General features: G+C 44.1%; 9 protein-coding genes. 3 read left to right on the top strand and 6 right to left on the bottom strand.

Annotation, left to right across the window (positions count from 1 at the left end):
* Positions 1-459 precede the first annotated feature (459 nt).
* The 3 genes from tssH to KO511_RS05375 all read left to right on the top strand — a co-directional run bounded on the left by tssH (position 460) and on the right by KO511_RS05375 (position 5,729).
* Complete coding sequence (gene tssH, locus KO511_RS05385) at positions 460-3,126, top strand: type VI secretion system ATPase TssH (protein WP_215986454.1); 2,667 nt, start codon at positions 460-462, stop codon at positions 3,124-3,126.
* Positions 3,113-4,768, top strand: a complete 1,656-nt coding sequence (locus KO511_RS05380; RefSeq protein WP_215986453.1) for a sigma-54-dependent Fis family transcriptional regulator — start codon at positions 3,113-3,115, stop codon at positions 4,766-4,768. Before tssH ends, KO511_RS05380 begins: the two co-directional genes overlap by 14 nt.
* Before the next feature lie 199 nt (positions 4,769-4,967).
* Positions 4,968-5,729: a rhodanese-like domain-containing protein gene (locus tag KO511_RS05375; protein ID WP_215986452.1), complete on the top strand. Its 762-nt coding sequence runs from the start codon at positions 4,968-4,970 to the stop codon at positions 5,727-5,729.
* A 47-nt stretch (positions 5,730-5,776) separates the two neighbouring features.
* Here the strand turns inward: KO511_RS05375 and KO511_RS05370 are convergent, their stop codons facing one another.
* The 6 genes from KO511_RS05370 to KO511_RS05345 all read right to left on the bottom strand — a co-directional run.
* On the bottom strand, positions 5,777-7,258 hold the full coding sequence (locus KO511_RS05370; protein WP_215986451.1) for a hypothetical protein: 1,482 nt from the start codon (positions 7,256-7,258) through the stop codon (positions 5,777-5,779).
* Positions 7,259-7,333: 75 nt separating this feature from the next.
* Positions 7,334-8,515, bottom strand: a complete 1,182-nt coding sequence (locus KO511_RS05365; protein ID WP_215986450.1) for a hypothetical protein — start codon at positions 8,513-8,515, stop codon at positions 7,334-7,336.
* Positions 8,516-9,004: 489 nt separating this feature from the next.
* Positions 9,005-13,711, bottom strand: coding sequence for an OmpA family protein (locus tag KO511_RS05360; RefSeq protein ID WP_215986449.1), 4,707 nt, complete (start codon positions 13,709-13,711; stop codon positions 9,005-9,007).
* A gap of 2 nt (positions 13,712-13,713) precedes the next feature.
* Positions 13,714-14,925: a hypothetical protein gene (locus KO511_RS05355; protein WP_215986448.1), complete on the bottom strand. Its 1,212-nt coding sequence runs from the start codon at positions 14,923-14,925 to the stop codon at positions 13,714-13,716.
* 4 nt (positions 14,926-14,929) lie between these two features.
* The gene (locus KO511_RS05350) at positions 14,930-16,603 is read right to left on the bottom strand and encodes a hypothetical protein (protein ID WP_215986447.1); all 1,674 of its coding nucleotides are present in this window, start codon (positions 16,601-16,603) and stop codon (positions 14,930-14,932) included.
* A 521-nt stretch (positions 16,604-17,124) separates the two neighbouring features.
* A partial coding sequence (locus tag KO511_RS05345; RefSeq protein WP_215986446.1) for a hypothetical protein occupies positions 17,125-19,012 on the bottom strand: 1,888 nt, incomplete at its 5' end.

Raw genomic sequence — 19,012 nt, 5'->3', positions numbered from 1 at the left:
TATATTCCTTTGAAAATTCTTATTTATTTAAATTCACCAAATCGCTTATTACCGCGACTCTTAAATAATAATACAAACTCCGTGCCAACTTTTAAAACCCTTTATAAACAGTTGCTTATGATAAAAATATACGTATTTTATATAATAATCATTTCGATAAATTGTAAAATTAAACAAGTTTTTGTTGAATCATATCAATTAATTGTTACTCATATTAATTGATAAAACAACGGCTCACAGATATACAAAAAAAGCGTTATTAACGGGCCTTGAAGTCATTTTAACTAAAACAATAATCATACTGTCTATGTTGTTGCAAAAATATGGTGTCAATCCATTTGTTATTACCAGAAAAATAACCAGAAAATACCCGTAAAAATAGCTGAGAGAAAAAAAACATCATTATTATTTAGTATAATTCGTTTTAATTAAAAACAACCGATAAGCTCGATAAAGACAATGATAAACATCAATCTTTCTTCTTTAATCCAACGTCTGCACCCTATCACCAAGGTTGCCTTAGAAGATGCAGCAGCTCTAGCTGTATCGGAAAAAGCAAACGAAGTTCAAATAGAGCATTTTTTACTCAGTTTGCTCGAAAGACCAAATAGTGACTTTGATGTTCTGCTTGCTCACTTTGATTGCTCGGAAAATATCCTACGCCAATCCATTCGTTCAACATTAGACACGAGTCCAAAAGGCAACGGAGGTAAGCCAGTCTTTTCAGCACTCTTAATTGAGTGGTTACAAGAAAGCTGGCTGGTCTCATCACTTGATCTGTCTCAATCACAAATTCGCTCAGGCGCACTACTATTAACACTGGTAAGTAATCCCCTGAGATATGGCCAGCATGCTTACGCTGCCTTGCTCGAAAGCGTGAATCAAGACAGTCTAAAGCGCAATTTTTCAGAGCTGACCACTCAATCTCTTGAAGCTCAAGTAGCAAGCTCTGAGAAAACAGAAGCTAGAGAAGAAGGTTCAGCTCTGAGCAAATTTACTACCGACTTTACGGGTAAAGCACGCAAAGGTGACATTGATCCTGTGTTCTGCCGAGATCAAGAGATCCGCCAGATTGTCGATATTCTTGCTCGTCGTCGGAAAAACAACCCGATTGCAGTAGGTGAACCAGGCGTTGGAAAAACCGCTGTAGTAGAAGGGCTCGCACTTAAAATAGTACAAGGGGAAGTGCCCGACAACTTAAAAGGGGTTGAGTTGTACGGTCTAGATATGGGGTTGCTTCAAGCCGGTGCGAGTGTCAAAGGTGAGTTTGAAAAACGCCTCAACGCCGTACTTGATGAGGTAAAAAACTCCCCTACGCCTATTATTCTGTTCATTGATGAAGCGCACACACTTGTTGGTGGCGGAAATCAAGCCGGTGGCAGTGATGCTGCAAACTTACTCAAGCCTGCGCTTGCTCGTGGCGAAATCAAAACAATTGCAGCTACTACATGGTCAGAGTACAAAAAATACTTTGAAAAAGATCCTGCATTGGCGCGTCGTTTCCAACTGGTTAAGCTTGATGAACCTTCGCCGCAGCAAGCAGCGCTTATTATTCGAGGTCTGCGTCCTGCATATGAAAAATCTCACAATGTGTATGTTCGTGACGATGCCATCACGGCCGCAGCCGCTTTATCGGCTCGCTATATCTCAGGACGGCAACTACCTGATAAAGCCATTGACGTATTAGATACCGCCTGTGCGCGTGTAAACATCAGCTTAAACGCCGTTCCTGCATCAGTTGAGACTCTCCAACAACGACTTGCCGCCCAAGATCGTGAGCTTGAAGCACTAGAACGTGACGCCCTGCAACAAACCGGTGATAAGCACAGCCTAGCATCTATTCCAGATCTCAAGCAGCAGATGGAACAAACTCAAGCTGAGTTAGATATTCAAGAAGCTCAGTGGCAGAATGAAAAGCAGCAAATTGAAGAAATGATCGCGCTGCGTAGCAGACTTCACTTTTTGGTTATCGGAGACGTAAACCAAGTTGAAGAGCAACAAGACGAAGAACGCGAACCATCGCCTTATTTAGAGATGGATGAAGAAGCAGTGCGAATTGCGATTTCCGCTTGTCAGGAGCAATTAGATGCGATCCGTGGCAGCAACCCGCTAGTTCATTTCGAAGTTGGGCCTGATGAGATAAGCCATGTCATTTCTGACTGGACTGGTATCCCAATGGGTAAAATGTTACAAGATGAAGCACAAACGACACTCAATCTCAAAGACAGTCTAACCAGTAATATCAAAGGGCAAGAGTACGCCATTGATGCCCTAGCAGAAGGCATTCAGACCGCTAAAGCAGGCCTTGGTAACCCTGATGCACCCACTGGTGTTTTTCTTCTCGTCGGTCCAAGTGGTGTTGGTAAAACTGAAACTGCTCGTGCGATTGCAGACCAACTATTTGGTGGCGAGCGCTTTATGACCACCATCAATATGTCTGAATTCCAAGAAAAACACACAGTATCACGCCTTATCGGCTCACCTCCAGGTTATGTGGGTTACGGTGAAGGTGGTATGTTAACGGAAGCGGTTCGCCAGCGCCCTTACTCTGTCGTATTACTTGATGAAGTTGAAAAAGCGGATCCAGAAGTACTCAACCTTTTCTATCAAGTTTTCGACAAAGGTACACTTAACGATGGTGAAGGCCGTGCCATTGACTTCAAAAACACTCTCATTATCATGACAAGTAACCTTGCTACTCATGAAATTGAGTCATTGGTTCAACAATCAAAAGACATCAGTGCCAATGTTATTGCTGAAGCGATTCGTCCTACTTTGAATCAGCATTTCAAGCCTGCACTACTAGCTCGCATGTCAGTATTGCCATTTGTTCCTCTCTCAGACGAAGCAATGACAGAGATCATCCATCATAAACTAGGCAAAGTATCGCAGCGTTTGCAAAGCCATCACAAACTGTCCTTGGACTATAGCGAGGCCCTAGTCGAGTTTGTTCTAGGTAATTGTCGACTTGCTGAAACAGGAGCACGTAACATTGACGCTGTGATCAACCGTCAGTTACTACCACAACTTTCTAATCAGTTATTAGTCCATGACAAAGATGAATCTCATTGCCAAATCACCATATCGGTAGATGAGCAAGGAACGCTATCTTATGCGTTCAGCTAACCCTAGCGACCTTAGCAACGCCTTGCTCGCGATCAGCCAATCTTTGGCTGATCGTACCCAATTGGCGCAAACTCTTGACGCGGTGCTTACAGCGGCGCGTCAAATGACGCTCTCCAAACACGGCATCATTTATGTCCTTGACCAAACAGGTCAAGCACTGATCCCAAGTATTGTTCATCATAGTGAAAAACCGCTTTCTGCTCATCCTTGGCCAGCTTTAGCGTTCGACCATACTAGCCCAACTGACCCATTTAATTACGCTATTCAAAATGGCGAAGTCGTACTGATCAATGAACTTTATCAGTACAATGGTTATGACTGTGCAGCTATTTATGAAACCGAGCTAACGCTTGGAAAAAAAAGCACCAACCTCCTCGCATGGCCGCTCGTAGATGACGGTGATAAAACCATTGGCCTGCTGGCACTGTTTGATCTCAATGTCATTGATAACGAGTCCGCACTAACGGCTTTCTGTCACATAGCGGCCAATAGTATTCGCCAGGCAGTATGGCTTGAAGAGTATGGCCATATGATCAAAGACCTCAGTGCAGATAATGCAGCGCTTGTGCGTGAAAACCAACATCTAAAGAGGCGCAAACAAAGTCACTACCAAGGCCCCATTGCTGAAAGTGAGCAGATGCTTGAAGTATTACGCCGCTTGAATAAAGTATTGACCCTTCCAGTCGATGTATTACTACGTGGCGAGACTGGCGCAGGTAAAGAGGTGATTGCCAAGTACATTCATCAAAATTCAAATCGTGCGGACCAGCCACTAATAGTACAAAACTGCGCGGCAATACCTGAGCAATTGCTGGAATCTGAGTTGTTTGGCCACAAAAAAGGATCCTTCACTGGCGCAGACAAAGACAAAATAGGTTTATTTGAAGCCGCCCATGGTGGTACCTTATTCCTCGATGAAATTGGCGATATGCCACTGCTACTGCAAGCCAAACTGTTGCGGGTACTACAAGAACGTAAAGTACGCCCCGTCGGTGCAAACAAAGAAGTTGAGGTCGATGTGCGCGTTGTGGCGGCAACACACTGTCATTTGATGGAGAAAATCAAACATGGTGAATTTCGGGCTGATCTTTTTTATCGGTTAAATGTATTTCCCGTTACTTTGCCACCGCTTAGAGAACGCCAAGCAGACATACTGCCGTTGGCTGAACATTTCGTTAAACACAGCGCCTCAAATCTCGGACTTGCACAGGCGCCAGGGCTAAGTGTTAATGTACAAAAGCAGCTGTGCCAATACACTTACCCAGGCAATGTCCGTGAACTTAAAAACATTGTTGAACGCGCATTACTGCTGTCTGATTTCGAGACCATCAATCAGATTGAGTTGGGTGAAACCAGCCTACTTATCAACCCTATTCAATTAGAGACACAAGTTGCTGATACGTTGCAATCTGTGTCAAGCCCCCATCCTGCCCAACCACCTACCGATTATTCTAAAGGTCTTAAAGAAGCTGTTGGTGATTATGAAAAAACCGTGATACTTGAGTGCCTGAATGCATCAAACTGGCAAATTAAACGTGTGGCAGAACAGTTATCCCTGCCTGTCAGTACATTAAGCCATAAAATGAAAAAGTATGATATTTCCGCAGCCGGTGAATCAAATAAACTCAATGAAAGTGCATAATGCCTGTCACTATTTTTCAGCAAATGTTTATACAAGGTAAAAGCCAGCCGCAGTTTACAAAAAGGGTTGGTTTTTGGCTTTCCTAGACTAACCTTTATATAAGAAATTGCTAATGTTATCAATTAAAAGCATTAATTAGCAAAAGAGTCAATAGCAGCTACACTTGTTGATACTTCAATGCATTACAAGGAAGCATACCATGCTATTGAGATTAGTCATTTTACTGTTCACCAGTCTGTCTTTTTCCGCCTTCAGTATAGATTTTCCATATCGAGGCGATTATTCAGATGTCAAAACCATTGAACTTGCCGACTTAAAACAAAATAAAGATTCACTCAATATTGTTGATGTCCGTTCAAAGCTTGAATTTGACGTACTTCATATCGATGGTGCTAAACACATTACACTTGCCAATAAAGGGTTTGAGAATAAAGTCAAAGACCTGTCTAAAGATGGCAAAAGCATTGCGTTTTACTGTAACGGCATTACATGTAAAAAGTCGTATAAAGCGGCACAGCGAGCAATGAAAGCTGGCGTCAATAATATCGTTGCCTATGATGCAGGTATTTTCCTGTGGGCATCAGACTACCCTGCAGACAGTATATTGCTGGGTAAAGTCATGCAAGACAGTTCGCAGTTGATCAGTAAAGAAGATTTCAATGCACGCGTTTTGGCTCCAAAAGAGTTTGAATCAATGTTAAACGATGCAAATATGGTGATTGTCGATGTAAGAGACCCGAACCAGAGGGAAAAACAGCTCTTCAAAGGCAAGCCAGTACGAAATGTCCCTGTTGAGCGCTTTGAGACCTTCTTAAAGCAGCAAAAAACCTCGACAAAGATTATGGTGTTTGATGCGGTAGGCAAGCAAGTACAATGGCTACAATATATTCTCGATGGACAAAACTACACCAACTACCAATTTTTGAAAGGCGGGGTTGAAGGGTATATGAAGAGTCAGTAATTTACTGAGGGGAGCGTGACGCTCCCTAACTTCATTTACCTACTCAACTACTTTGCAGGCAATAGCTGGTTATGAACACCATCTTTGTTGACAAGCGCTTCTGAAAACGCCGCTGTAGCATGTGTCGATTTGTCTAAAATAGTTTGGTTGGTAAAAAAGCGTTCTCCTATAGCGTCAAAACCTGGCCTATCATCAAAATCTTTCTTCATACGCTGCTGAGCCGTGTCTGTGTTCAGCGGGTATCGAATTTCATCCATTGAATGTCCGCCGTCAAAGAGTATGAAAATTAACCCCTGCAACTCAATATAACGGCTGATATCATCAGAAGAGCGCGCTTTGTGAACCTCTTTACACGCTCTGGCGGCCCCATGCTGAATCATGATTGAGCCAGATGGACCATTGACATAGGTGCCAGTGCCAGAGCGAAATAACGCGCTCATAAAAGAATCGGCCTGCTGCGCATCTTTATGTTCTGGGTCCTGAATTTCTAATCGGTCAGGACAACGGGTGTTCTCACCTGCACCAAGTAATCCGTCATAGTCTTTCTTATATTCAATATCATATTGAGCCCTAAGATCACTCGGAGAAGCGTCATGGCTTCGCAAAATACCCATCGCATGGCTGTCTTGAACACGGAATAAGTTGCCTTCTTTGACACTGAGTTCAATTCTACCTTTTCCGGGCGCTTTTACAGAGTCAAACATACCATCCCAATGATCTTGGACTAGATGCTTTGACACATTTGGATCATTTTTTAATGTGTAATCTAAGTAACGGTTTTGATATATCTCTTTGATTTGAGAGCGCCTTTCTTGAGGAACGTCCAACTCACTTATCATTTTGTCTACGCGTTGATTAAAACCAGCAAGTTGCCTTGCACCAACAAAGACCTCTTTCCCACCTTTGATGATATTGTCATAGTTGCCGCTAAAGGCTTGCTCGAAAACCTCTAACAAGGCTTTGGGTAGAAGCGTTTTGATGTAGCTTGCCTGATCTTGTGAATGTTTTAATAAACGCTCGGCCATCAGACCATTTTTATTGCTAAACATGTCCTCAATAGCAAATTTGGCATAGTAACTTTCAAACACACGCCGAGCCGGATCATTGATCATTCGAAATTTTGCGCCCTTATCCAACTGCCCGAGCTCGTTATCAGAATTTCTAATGAGAGTCGCCAAACCTTTACCAGTCCGCAGGATCTCCTGAGTTTTAGTCCGCTGACCGTCGGGCTGTCTAAAACGCGGATTACCAAGGCTTAATGCTCCATCTTTTAGTGTCGCTCTTCCTGGCTCAAGTGGTTCCTTTGAATGCTTTTCGGTCACTTTAATCGCTATTTTGCCATTAACAGGAGAACCAAACTTTGATTCAAGACCTTCCAATATTATTTTCTTGCCATCGTCGGTCGTTAAGCCATGGGATTTGGAATGACTAACCGAGCGCACCTCTAAAGGTGGATTGTGCGGACTGTTAGAAGCATTAGTAATGGAAGCGCCTGTGCTGGGAGCAATAGATTGAGCGGTTAAGGTCATATGTAGTCCTATCTAAGCTGATTAATGAGTAACAAGTAGAAGGTATAGAGAGATTCTTCTCTCCATAACTTAAAACTAGATTTGAGAAACTGGCGCGGCGGTATAATGCCTTATACTTTCGCTAATTAAGTTTGTTGCTGCACCAGCGTGAGCAATGACCGCCATGTCTTTTGCCTGACTGAATCCTTTACGAATTTCTAGGAAAAAGTCTTCATTTCTCTCCTGACCTTGTTTAAACACATCGCTGCTGCTTAAATTCAAACTGGCTTCTAACGTTTCCACCGCCGAGTGGAGGCCATTACCAATTAAAAATCCATTCGCAAGGGCTATCCGCGCCATTTGATCTTCAGTTCGGGCTATATCTTGAGACATATTCCCACCATTAAGTACCAGCATGGTGGTGACAATTTCATTCAGCGAACCCGATATATGACCAACAAGCGGCTCCTGAGTCGCATCGACTCGGTTTTTATTGATCATTGCTTTCATGGGATAGACGGGAGAAAGGTGATCTCGGTGGCCAAAACCAAGGCCTGACTTACCTGCCTTTAAGTCTGTCGCTTTACCCGTATTGTGAATGCCAACTCTGGGTTGTCCGTCTTTCACTCCTTCACGTTCTTGCTTTTTAGAGGGCCCAATTTTCTGCGAACCTGCTATTTGTTTACTTTTTTCAAGCGCAGATTGCATCATAGGAAATTGTTGATTGGTCTTATCAATAATCTCTTTCGCTGCTGGTGCTGGATCGCTTTCAGGTCCCAAGTTATCCGATATCAATGCACCCAAATCTCCGCATAAAGAAATTACAAGGTTATGATCATCAGCTGTAGATTGACCACTATGATGTGCTAGCCTGTCGATTCCAGCTAAGCCCTTTTCTGTTCCGACTTCTTTTAACACTCCGCGCATCGCTCTGGCAAAAAAGTGCGCTTTTCCTTCATCACTTAAATTGTTGATTAACGCCTGTATTGATTTCGATGCTTCGGTTAACTGCTTTTTGGCGATAACATTCGGCTGCCTTAGTAAGGCTCGTGCTTCCATAGACTGCTTCTGAGCGAGTTGGGCGGTGGCCTTATCTTGTTGCGAGCGAATGGCAGGATCGACTTTTTCCATCGTGGGGACGGCTGGGCTGCCTTGTAAATCACCAGATTGATGGACATGTTTTACTTGCAGCGTCTTGTCTTCAGAAGACGATGAGTGACTTGAAGGAGTCGATAAAGCAGAAGAGTTCACACCGGAGTGGTTCGATACATTAACCATAATTACCTCTGTATGTTATTAGGATGTCATCATTAAACTGATGTTTTTTTCAACATAATCCTAATATTTGAGTGGCACAATATCGTTTCAGAAGAACCCCGTTTTATTAAGGAATTATCCTTGCAAATCCATACCCTTTCATACTTTGCCAAGTTAATTGATTTACTGATATAAAGCGTTTTTTTCGGTTATAAAGTGGGCAAATAGAATGTAAATCGGCTTAAATATATTAATTATATGATTCATAAGGTTAATATTTTTAATCCATGTGCTTGATGAGCTTGTGACGTTAGCGATATGTTTCTACGCGCAGTATAAAAGGTCAATAAACCTAAAATCAGTTTAACTGAAAGAGGGCTTGGGTTGACCAATAACTGACACTGGCTACAGCAGCAAAGATCAGCTACTGGTTTTTCCACCAAAGTAATAACAAACAAAAATGGCTCAAAACCCTGTTTGAGCCATTGTGCTACATGCGACCAAGTAGAGTTAATTCGTATCTGGCCAATCACCTACCCAATCGGCTAACATGTCCTTTCTTTTATCTATAAGTACACCAAATCCGCTGCCACTGCATTCCATCCACTGCTGAAGGTTTTGATGGGGTTTGAACGGGATCTTGTCTTGAAGTTCAGCCAACTCACGATCGCTGTCAAGTTTATTAAGTTTCAGCGCTATTTCCACTTCCTTCTCTTCATCTACCAAAGAGTACCACCGCTTAGGTATCGCCGTTTCCCTAATACCACTATCGATTAACTTGATGGTGTTGGTTTTGACATTCTTAAGCTCAGAGCCTAATGGAGCACTCAAAATTGTCTTAAAAGACACTCCAGTGCGCTTAGACTCATAAAACGCTTCTGTGCCTATGGGCTTAATCATTGGTCTTAAGCCCTTGACCTTATGACCAAAGAAATTGATGTATTCTAATTCAGCCACATTGGCAAAAAGGACGGTTTTCTCTTTATCAACAGTCAAATACTTCAGTGACTCAACGTCTAGATCTCGAATAGATTGAGCAAGTTCAATAACAGCTTTAGGTATGGCTTTTGCTCTGTTACCCGAGGTTAGATACGTTTCTAAAGAAAATTTGAAAACACCGGATGCTTCTTCGATGGTTCCAAGCCTAAATACCTCAGAAAACTCGCCCATAGGCCGATTTTCAGATTCATCAACTCGGTCGAAAGACATATAAAGAGGGATGATATTTGGGTCATATTTCATGTCCTCCAACCCTTTTTGGGCAACGTCTTTTGAACGAATTAAAATTGTCGCTATTGTGTCAGTATTCCAATCAAATTGGCTTATTTTTCCTCGTAATTTACCCAAGTGTTCAGCCAAAGGATCACGGTTATCTTCTTTATTACCTTGCGGCTCAGGAGTAATGCCTTCTTGATTTAGATAAAAGCTCGCCTGTGCATCTTTGAAAACTTCGGGGTATTGCGCGGGTTTTTCATCATCCGAAAATGCCAAAAAGCTTTTTTCATAAAACTTACCATCTGCTTTTTCAAGCGGAGAAAAGTGGATAAAATCCTTGGTTAGGCGGTATTCCCGAGTCGGGTTTAACGTCATAGTAAAACGTGGTAGTTTCTTTTCGCCTCCACTGTTGGTGATGAGTTCAATCTCTTGCTCAGTATCGTCGCACCCCGCTACCATAATTTCAAACAGGTAAGATAGGTATTTGGCCGCACCTGAACTCGAAAGTTTGGAGGATGAGTCAAACAGGCTCTTCATCGCTGAATCATCATAATCGGTGACAGGTCGAACACCCATGATACGTTGAATACCGAAGAAGTAACTTGGCTCAATAATCACACCGTGAGCTTTGTTATCAACAAAGACATCTTTTAACTGCGCTTGCTCTGCCGCAGAAAAATACGCTAGATCAAGCGTACAACTATATTCCAAGTGACCAGACGCCACCGTGTTGAAAAGTTCCCAGTTTCGGTTGGTTCGATGAGAGATAGCATTTAAACTCACTGGCACACTTGGTATACCCTCTTCATCGACTTTACCCAGTTGACTTTCATCCAAGATAGCGACGATGCGAATGTTGTCATAAGGCGTGATTTGGTGACCATTCTCTTGATAATATTTTTCAAACGGTACCCAATTATCATATGCGGTGGTATTGTCGCCAATTTTATATGAACGGCGAACAAACACCTCGATGGTTTTAAATACGTCTTTTTTTAGCCCCTTAGGTGGCTTAGCGCTTTTCAAACTTTCGAAAGTCGCTTCGCTTTCACTTGCGCGGTAATGGACGGGATAGTATCGGCTAAACTTAGTCGCCTTCTGCTGAGCCTCATCAGATAGCTCATTGCTAAAGTAACTGCGATACACGGCTTGGCCAGCGGAATAACCCATGGCAAGCGTACCCTGTTCTAATTTAGCGTAGCTGCGAGTATATCCATTATTCTCCATCCATACTTCATCAAGGTGCTCGATACCCTGGAATGAGATATCCATGTCCCAATCATCGCTGAGAATAAACTCTTCAATATAGCCAAATACATTAAGCTCGGAAAAGTGCTTTAGAGTTTGCCCCGTCCTTCTTCTATGCTTGGAATTCGTATCAAACAGCTCACTTGACTTGATTAAACGAATCAAGCCATTAAGGGCTAACTGCCTTTTCATATACGCACGAAGGTGAACTTTAAAAATGCTGTTATCATCTACGTCGGCCAAGAAGGTATTAAGCATCATCAGGTCTTGGTAACGGATGTTCTCAAGCTCTTTCTTCACTTTGTAGTTACTATTGAAACTCTCGACGGTTTCTATCGCTTGTTTAGTCAGCTCTAAGCTGGCTTTTGCTGCGCCAGCAATAGCCCCCGCAGGAGGAAAGAGCGCACCAGCGCCTAAAATGATCAGATCCACGCCTGCACTGAGAGATGAGATAAATTGTTCGTTATGACCAATATCAGTGAGGATTTTAGCTTTGGCGGCTTTTTCTACATCATAAAGCCCGCTGCGACTGACCGGATAATCAGGCATAGTAGCAAAATGAAATAAGATTTCGACTCGGCGGTTTTTCGCCCGTTCTTTTTCATTGCCGTTATGGTTGCCGGGCAATGGCTGGGTGAAGCCTTTTGCCTCAACCACAAACATGGCTTGCCAAACTTGACGATTAGGATCCGCAGGATTACTAGAAATGGCATCCAAAATCGCGTTTTTGACTGTGATTGCGCGCTGCTCGGATAAACGCATATTGACTTCATCGTTGCCAATATCACAAGTGTGGCCAGTAATGACAATCTGAAAAGGCGATGTAGAAATCTCCTTTAGTTTTTCACCGATGACGGTATAGGGGTTTTCTCCCTCGCCCAAAGCTTGAATAGCGGCAGAATTAAATTCGAAACGGGTCGCATCAAGCCATACTTTCGTGCTGCCTAATTCACCTTCCTGTGTGGTGTGGATCCCGTCTTGAACGCTTAACTGATTGAGCTGCGCTTTAAGCGCTTGAATCACTTCTTGGTATATTCCCCTTGATTGCTGCTCGGCTGCAGATGCTAATTGCGCACGCTGCAGCGAGGAGGTCGCCAGCGAGTATTGGGTGATTTTATCCAGCAGTAGATTATTCGATTTGCTCTGTTTGCCTTTAGACGCGCCATGCTGCGACAAGGTATAAAATGCCGTCACCGCCGTTAGGGGTTTATCGAGCAGAAAGCTGCCCGCCTTACCCACTTTTTGTATATAAGGCTTAATACTGGCGCTACTAAAACGCGATGTATTAAGAGAAGGAAAAACGTCTGCCAAATCAAACATAGCGCGGGTTTGAGTCGGAGCGCGGCCCAACAAGGGTCGATTTAATGCCTCTTCGACCGCCCCTAGTGTCTCTGAAACCTGATTCATTTTTTCAATAAAGTCAATCGATGCTGCGGTAACACCGGTTGCCTTCTCTGCAATATCCAATGGGCCACCCGGTTCTTGTTTTTTCTCACTCGTTAGGCCAGATGTCGCCGCGCCCACCACTTGCGCCAGAGTTTTCCACGTTAGTCCGTTTTCCATTGCTCCCATAGAGGCCTCTAACCAGCCTTTTTGCGTTTGCAGTAATTGCCATGCTTGCTCGGGTAACTCGGCGCTGCCTTTGGGCGACTGAGCGCTAAGCTGCTCGGGGCTGGCAAAAGGATGTTGCTGCAAGGTTTGCATGACCTTAGGGTAAAAATGCGGCGCATGATTAATTAAGGCTTCCTCAACACTAATAGGGTCACCGCACACCACACTCGTACGCCCCGTCGTGGTATGGATTGGCAATTGAAATACGTTTTCTTTAAGGCTGTATTCTAGCGGAATCCCTCTTTGTGCCAGATTTTCAACATCCTCTACTGCCGTTAAATCAATATCAATCCGTGCGTATTTTTGCAAAGTATGCAGAGCGAGCGCATCCACAGATTCAATCCAAAAGGTAGCAACCGTATAACTGTTTCGCTCTTCCTTGCGATTTTGATCAAAATATTTAATGCTCTCTGTTTTAGCAAGCGAGACTGGCTCATTCAATGAGGAATTGGCTTCATTTCCGACCACAAGCCCTGCCAATGAAGGCGGTAAGTCACTTAAGGTTACCTTAGCGCCGGCAAAGTCCATCGATGAAAACACCACTTGGATGGTATAAAATTGCGGCACTTCCAGCACGCAAATTTGTTTGTGCTGATTAGATTGATACCAATTGTGATAATCGGCAAAGTAAGTTTGCTCAAGCAATAGTGGCTCAGTCACTGGGGCTAGGCACTCTCCCTCCACCGAGACGCTTTGGATCTTAAATTCATCAAGGCTTGCATCAGGCCTTTGCGCGGCCGCTTTCAAGCTTTGGTATAAATCGGCCATCCAGTCTTTACCGTGCGGGTTGTTATCACTCGCATGGGCCATTTGTGAAAGCGGCAACAGGTAGCTAGGAAAAAAGAACACCTTTTCAATCGCAGGACCGTTTTCAGTCTCTTTGGCGATACTATTGGTTAATGAAGTGCTTGCCGCGGTTAGTATGCCTTGTTTATCTTCACTGAGCAGAGTTAAACGGCCATGTTTATTACTGGTAACAATTGGGTATTGGCAGCTTGCCTCAGCATGGCTTGAGGTTTTACCTTCTAAACTGGGCAGGGCTAAAGTTTCAAATGGCAGTGGAAAGTAACCGCTTTTGGCTGCCCCATTGGCGCCATATAAACGGCCCATTAAATATAAGGGGGATTCATCTCTTTTGGCCATAATTACTGTCCCCGCTCTTTTTTGCGCGCAGCCAGTAGGCGCTGATAGGTGGCTTGATATTCTTCTTCGGTTAGAATGTGCGGCATTACTTTTGCCAAATCAAGCTCATCCAGCTGCTTAGCCATAGTCAGCGGGATATAGGCTCTAAGGCCCCGCAATTTTGTTGATTTCCCGTCTTGATGATAAACTCTATAATAATACTTAACCGATTCATATTTTCCCGGTTCATTAGTTAAACGCAACCGACGTACATATTTGCCTTCTAAGTCGACATACCATTGGCCTAGTTTGACTACATCCGCTTCTGGTGCTTCTTCAATCAAGACTTTGGGCTGTTCAAAGGCGTAAATATAATTGCGGCGATTTTCTATACAAACAAAATAGCGATAATCTGGACTGCGCCCATAGCCTTGAGCGCATAATGGAGTCCAAAAGTCCTGTTTGCCGAGCAAGGTCATATCCGATAGGCGATAAACAAGCTGGTCACGGCCAAGTACCTTAGCCCCCAAACCATCAAAATTCATACGTTTGATGGTCCAAGTGAGCCTATCTAACGCTTCATTTACCCCAATTGAGCTGGTATTTCGGCGCATATATTTCTCACCATCTAGCTTTAATACACCAGGGGTTAATTCCACTGACTCGCCCGTTGCTAACGTTAACTGGCTCGGCACACCTCGATTACCCATAAAATAAAGATATTGGCTATCTAAACTAAATTGGCGGCCGTAGCAGTTATCATAGGTAGCGACCAATTTTTTATCTTTAAGATCATAGACAGCGCAATCGTCACTCGCTGGGCCAAAATATTTGAAAGACAGATAACGACCATTTGGAGAGCGGGTCAGTGTGCCATCTTTGGCAAGCTTATTGTCAAGATCGTAGCGATCAAATAACTGGCGCACCTCAGTACCATCAAAATTCATAGTGTAGGCTGTAGCATCACTGCTATAAACAAACATTAATTGCGGCTGGGTCTGTGCTGTATCCCATTGCTCTATAGGTTCTGGTTCTGGTATATCAACGGCAATGGACCAATAAATTTGATCTTTAGGGCGCTTGGCTCCCCATGAAGTAAACTCTCTCCCTCGCACATGCCTATCGAGTTGTTTTTGAAACGCTGATGGTTCTACTGGAGGTTGGGTTGACCAATAAATCACACCCGCTACAGCGGCAAGGCCTAGCGCTATGGCAACGTATTTTGCTTTTATCATTGTATTATCCAAAAATTAAATTGTTCATGGCATCAAGCAGTTCCGATTCTGCTTGGCGCTGCTGCGCAGCAGTTTCATCTAACTGTGTTGGCTGGTGAGGCTCAGCGGGTTGGGCTTGCGTTTTTTCCCCCAATACCTCTTGGTAACTTAACCCTGCAAAGATTTTCACCGCGCTGTCTTGCCCCTCGGGATGCATAAAGGTAAGCGAAAAGGTGCCTTTGGGTGGAATACCTGTGATACGCGCAGAAATAAACCCGTCTTTTACACGGGTAGTAAAAGGTTCAATCGCCACCCAGTCACTATCGGCATCTTCCATCACTGCGGTTAACCCCTTGTGCTGCTGAAGATCGCTGGCCCCTTCTTCTTCATCAACATCGAGACGCAGCACAAAACCATTATTCTTGCCATCCACATAGGCGATCACCGTATTACTCTGGTCGTAACTGCGCAGCACCACTTGTTGGTCGGTCAGCCATGGCATATCGTCTTCACTGGTCTGGTGCACCTTGGCACTGGCCACATCTGAGGTAAACTCTTGCGCTGCAAACGCTTGTTGCTCGCTGTAATGGCTAAGTTCATCCAAGGGGGTACTGCTTTTGTCTAATAAGGCTGGGTCCGATTCTAATGACTCTATCTGATTGAATCGCTTCTGTTTTGGTGAAAACATGATCTTGAGCCCAGTCTCACCTTGCTGCACTTCTCCTGCCACTTTATATGGAACCCAAAATTGAGGCATTACCGCCCCTTCTGCAACTCGTTCAATGATTTTCGGCTGCGGCTGGCTTTGCTCTTGCTGGTATAGATTGCGATAATATTCAACATCAATATCTTGGTAGTAACCTTTCTCAGTAATGGCCATTTCTCGCCACAGTTTGCCTTTCCAAAACACATAAATAAAACCGCCACACAATTCTGTCGCTTTGTCTTTATTTTGGTTTTCATCTAAATAGGCAAGAGGACGCACCGGCACTAGAAGTGTCTCCCACTCTTCCATTTCATGGTTTTCATCCACTGGCGCTATCTTTTCAGCCAGCAATAATTTAAGTGGTGTGGTTGATCCGATAAGAGGAATAGTGAGGTAAAGGTTTCTTGGCTCTTGTTTTAAGCTTTTAAACACCGACACACTGCGGTGGTGTTTATTCATGTCTTTACGAGGTTTGGCTAACTTTTCTTTTTGCTCTTCGGTGCTCGATAACGTTAAATACGCTGCATTACCTGGCCATTGGCCGGCAAACTCGACGACGATTTTTTTATCTGGCGCGGGTTCAACTGGAGTAAAGGTGAGGTTACGTGCCAAAGGTACATCGTCAGTGACCATGGCATAGTTGGCTTTCACCACTTTCTTTTCTGGCTGCGCCGCTAGCGTATCAATACGTGCTTTTAGCGCTGGATAGGCCTGAAGCTGGGTGTCTGACAACGGAGTGCGACGAGCGAATGATGACACGGCGACCCAATCAGCACGAACGAGGCGCTGTTTAAGGGTGGTAAGTAGTCGGTGGATGTCTTTCTTCGCCGACTGAGGAATACTTTCAGCCAAAGGTTTGGGAAGCTGCCTCACCACGTCTTGAAGATTGCGCGTACGCGAAAGCTGCCCGATGCATTCATCTGGTGACAAAATAAAGTCTAACACGTCCCTAGAAAGTGAATTTCCCGGAACAAATTTGCAAATTAATTGCATTTTAGTTCTCCACAACCATTAATGTTTTTGATTGCGGTAACAAGTTACCCCAAAGGGGTTAATTACGATTTGGCACTAGCCATTCTACGTATAATTGAGATATTTGCAACCTAATCAAGTTAACACATTCATCATTTAAAATTGAACAATATACCGTGTTCTAAATAAAAAAAGACGCGATGATATATCGCGTCTAAAGTATCAACTACATTTTCAGATACTAAAAAACAGATAGTCATTACCACCTGCGCAGGATAACACCCGTGGGTGTAGCGCTACTATACAAACTGAGCCAGACAATGCAACGTGACGAAATTTATGTACCAAACTTCACTTTGACAGGTATATTTCGCTCTCCTACACGATAATTAATCATGTGAACAAGTAAACAGCACGTTTTTATATTCATTTCGTTCATCATTTGTCTCAAAAATAAAAAAAACGCCAATAAAAATTGGCGTTTTAGTTCAAATAATTGAGTTAATGTCACTATTTTAATGCATATTCTCAAATCTTAGAGATTAAGCGGCTAAGCGTGTCTCTTCTATTTCACTCTCTGATGAGCCTGGATCGAGTTCAGAACGCTCACTGTCTTCTTGCGGCGTCTCCAAGCTACCTTCTGCACCTGAGTTATCTGGGATCTCAACGGGTGCATTTAAAGGCAGTGAATATTCACGATTTGCATTACCACTGTTCCCCACACGGTCTGCATAGCCTTTGACGGATAAGGTTAATGACTCAAGACTCGTGTCTACATCCACTGGTACCGTCACTTGACCTGTCCATTCTTGATGCAGCTCATCACCCTCAGACCAAATCACCGCTTCATCACCCAAGGTTGACCCCGCCGGCTGATTCACCGGCTCACTGAAGGTCACGGTAAATTCAACCGCCTCGCCCGCTGATGCTTGAGAAGTCTTCCAATCGACATCGGAGACTTCAGGGTCTACAAAATCAACTAACACAGGAATACCTCTTGCACCGTATGTCTCATCTGAGTAGGTGAACTGCTCTATCTCACGACCTAGAGAATCTGTTACTACAAGGCATAATGTGAACTCTCCTTGCGGGATTTGGCTCGCTGCCAAGTTAAACTCGGCTGTGCTGTCAGTCGATCCACTTGGCAACTTCAATTCAGATAAAGTGACGGTATTACCGCTCTCATCCGATGGAACCAAAGCCAGACGATAACCCGCAGCCTGCACCACACTGCCTTCAGCACTTGGCGCCGTCAGCGTTATTGACTGAGGCAATTGAGTCAATGGCAACCCGCCTTCCGTTAAATCTACAGCCCCTTGTAAAGACAAACTCACCTTGGGTTGAGCTATATTGATGGTCTTAGCAACTTCAGTTTTTTGACCCAGACTATCGAACGCCGTGATGCGTATCTTCAGCTCATCCTTTCCTGCCAAATCGTCGGCCGCTAGCGGTAACTGGGTTTTATCTGCGCTGTCTTTGGTTATCTCTTTACCATTGAACTGATAGGTTACTTGACTTAAGCCACTCGCCTCATCTTGGATGTCAAAACCCAATGTCACCGTACCGTTCTCGTCATCGCGCGAGACAGTTAACGACTCGTCATCTATCACTGGCGCAGCATCGTCAAATATGAAGGTTTGCACTGCTCCCTTAACAACTTCACCTTTGGCATTGTTACCACTCACCGTCACCGTGATACTACCTTGGGGTAGGCCCTCAATCGACACCGCTTGACGCCAAGTGCCATTTCCGGAAAGCGGCACATTTTCATAGTTTTTAGACGACACCGTCAGTGTTAATTGCCCCTGCAAGTGTGCCCATTGACCACCAATAGCTATGGTCTTAGGACTGTTTTGACCCACATTGCCAATCGAATTGATGGACAGTACGTGATTGAGGGACACGCTGTTATTTGTATTTTCAACACCAACATTGGCATACTTATCTTGATAGCCCTTAATTGACAAATTCAGTGTTAATGTGGATACGTCTGTACTAGGCACCGTCACTTCGCCTGTCCATACTTCACGCAGCTCATCATCCTCAGACCAAGTCACGGCTGCATCACCCAAGGTTGACCCCAACGGCTTAGTCACCTCCTCAGTGAACGTCACGCTAACGTTAATGGTCTCTCTTACTGTGGCCGAGTCCGGTAGCTCCACTGAACTCACTTGCGGTTTTGTCCCTTTAATGTCCAAGGTTAACTCTGCACCTTTGCCCGGAACATTGTTCTTACTCAGGTAGCTGTCATTCTCTATCTTGAACGTCACCTTGGTGTCTGTATCTGAAGGCGTGGTGTAACTCGCTTGCCACTGCTTATCGTCTACACCCATTGCTTTAAAGTCTTTCAACGAGGCAAGCCCATACTCTTCATCGCCAATACGCATCAATACATCGCCCGAGTCAAACTCTTTCACTGCCTCAGAAAAG

The organism is Vibrio hepatarius, from assembly GCF_018860525.1.
GTDB lineage: Bacteria > Pseudomonadota > Gammaproteobacteria > Enterobacterales > Vibrionaceae > Vibrio > Vibrio hepatarius_B.
This window is presented reverse-complemented; position numbering and strand designations above follow the sequence as displayed.

What these genes read in the sequence shown, in the direction of transcription:
- KO511_RS05365 (WP_215986450.1), bottom strand. Translation starts at nt 8,515, where the DNA reads ATGGTTAATGTATCGAACCACTCCGGTGTGAACTCTTCTGCTTTATCG.
- KO511_RS05375 (WP_215986452.1), top strand. Translation starts at nt 4,968, where the DNA reads ATGCTATTGAGATTAGTCATTTTACTGTTCACCAGTCTGTCTTTTTCC.
- KO511_RS05380 (WP_215986453.1), top strand. Translation starts at nt 3,113, where the DNA reads ATGCGTTCAGCTAACCCTAGCGACCTTAGCAACGCCTTGCTCGCGATC.
- KO511_RS05355 (WP_215986448.1), bottom strand. Translation starts at nt 14,925, where the DNA reads ATGATAAAAGCAAAATACGTTGCCATAGCGCTAGGCCTTGCCGCTGTA.
- KO511_RS05360 (WP_215986449.1), bottom strand. Translation starts at nt 13,711, where the DNA reads ATGGCCAAAAGAGATGAATCCCCCTTATATTTAATGGGCCGTTTATAT.
- KO511_RS05370 (WP_215986451.1), bottom strand. Translation starts at nt 7,258, where the DNA reads ATGACCTTAACCGCTCAATCTATTGCTCCCAGCACAGGCGCTTCCATT.
- KO511_RS05350 (WP_215986447.1), bottom strand. Translation starts at nt 16,603, where the DNA reads ATGCAATTAATTTGCAAATTTGTTCCGGGAAATTCACTTTCTAGGGAC.
- tssH (WP_215986454.1), top strand. Translation starts at nt 460, where the DNA reads ATGATAAACATCAATCTTTCTTCTTTAATCCAACGTCTGCACCCTATC.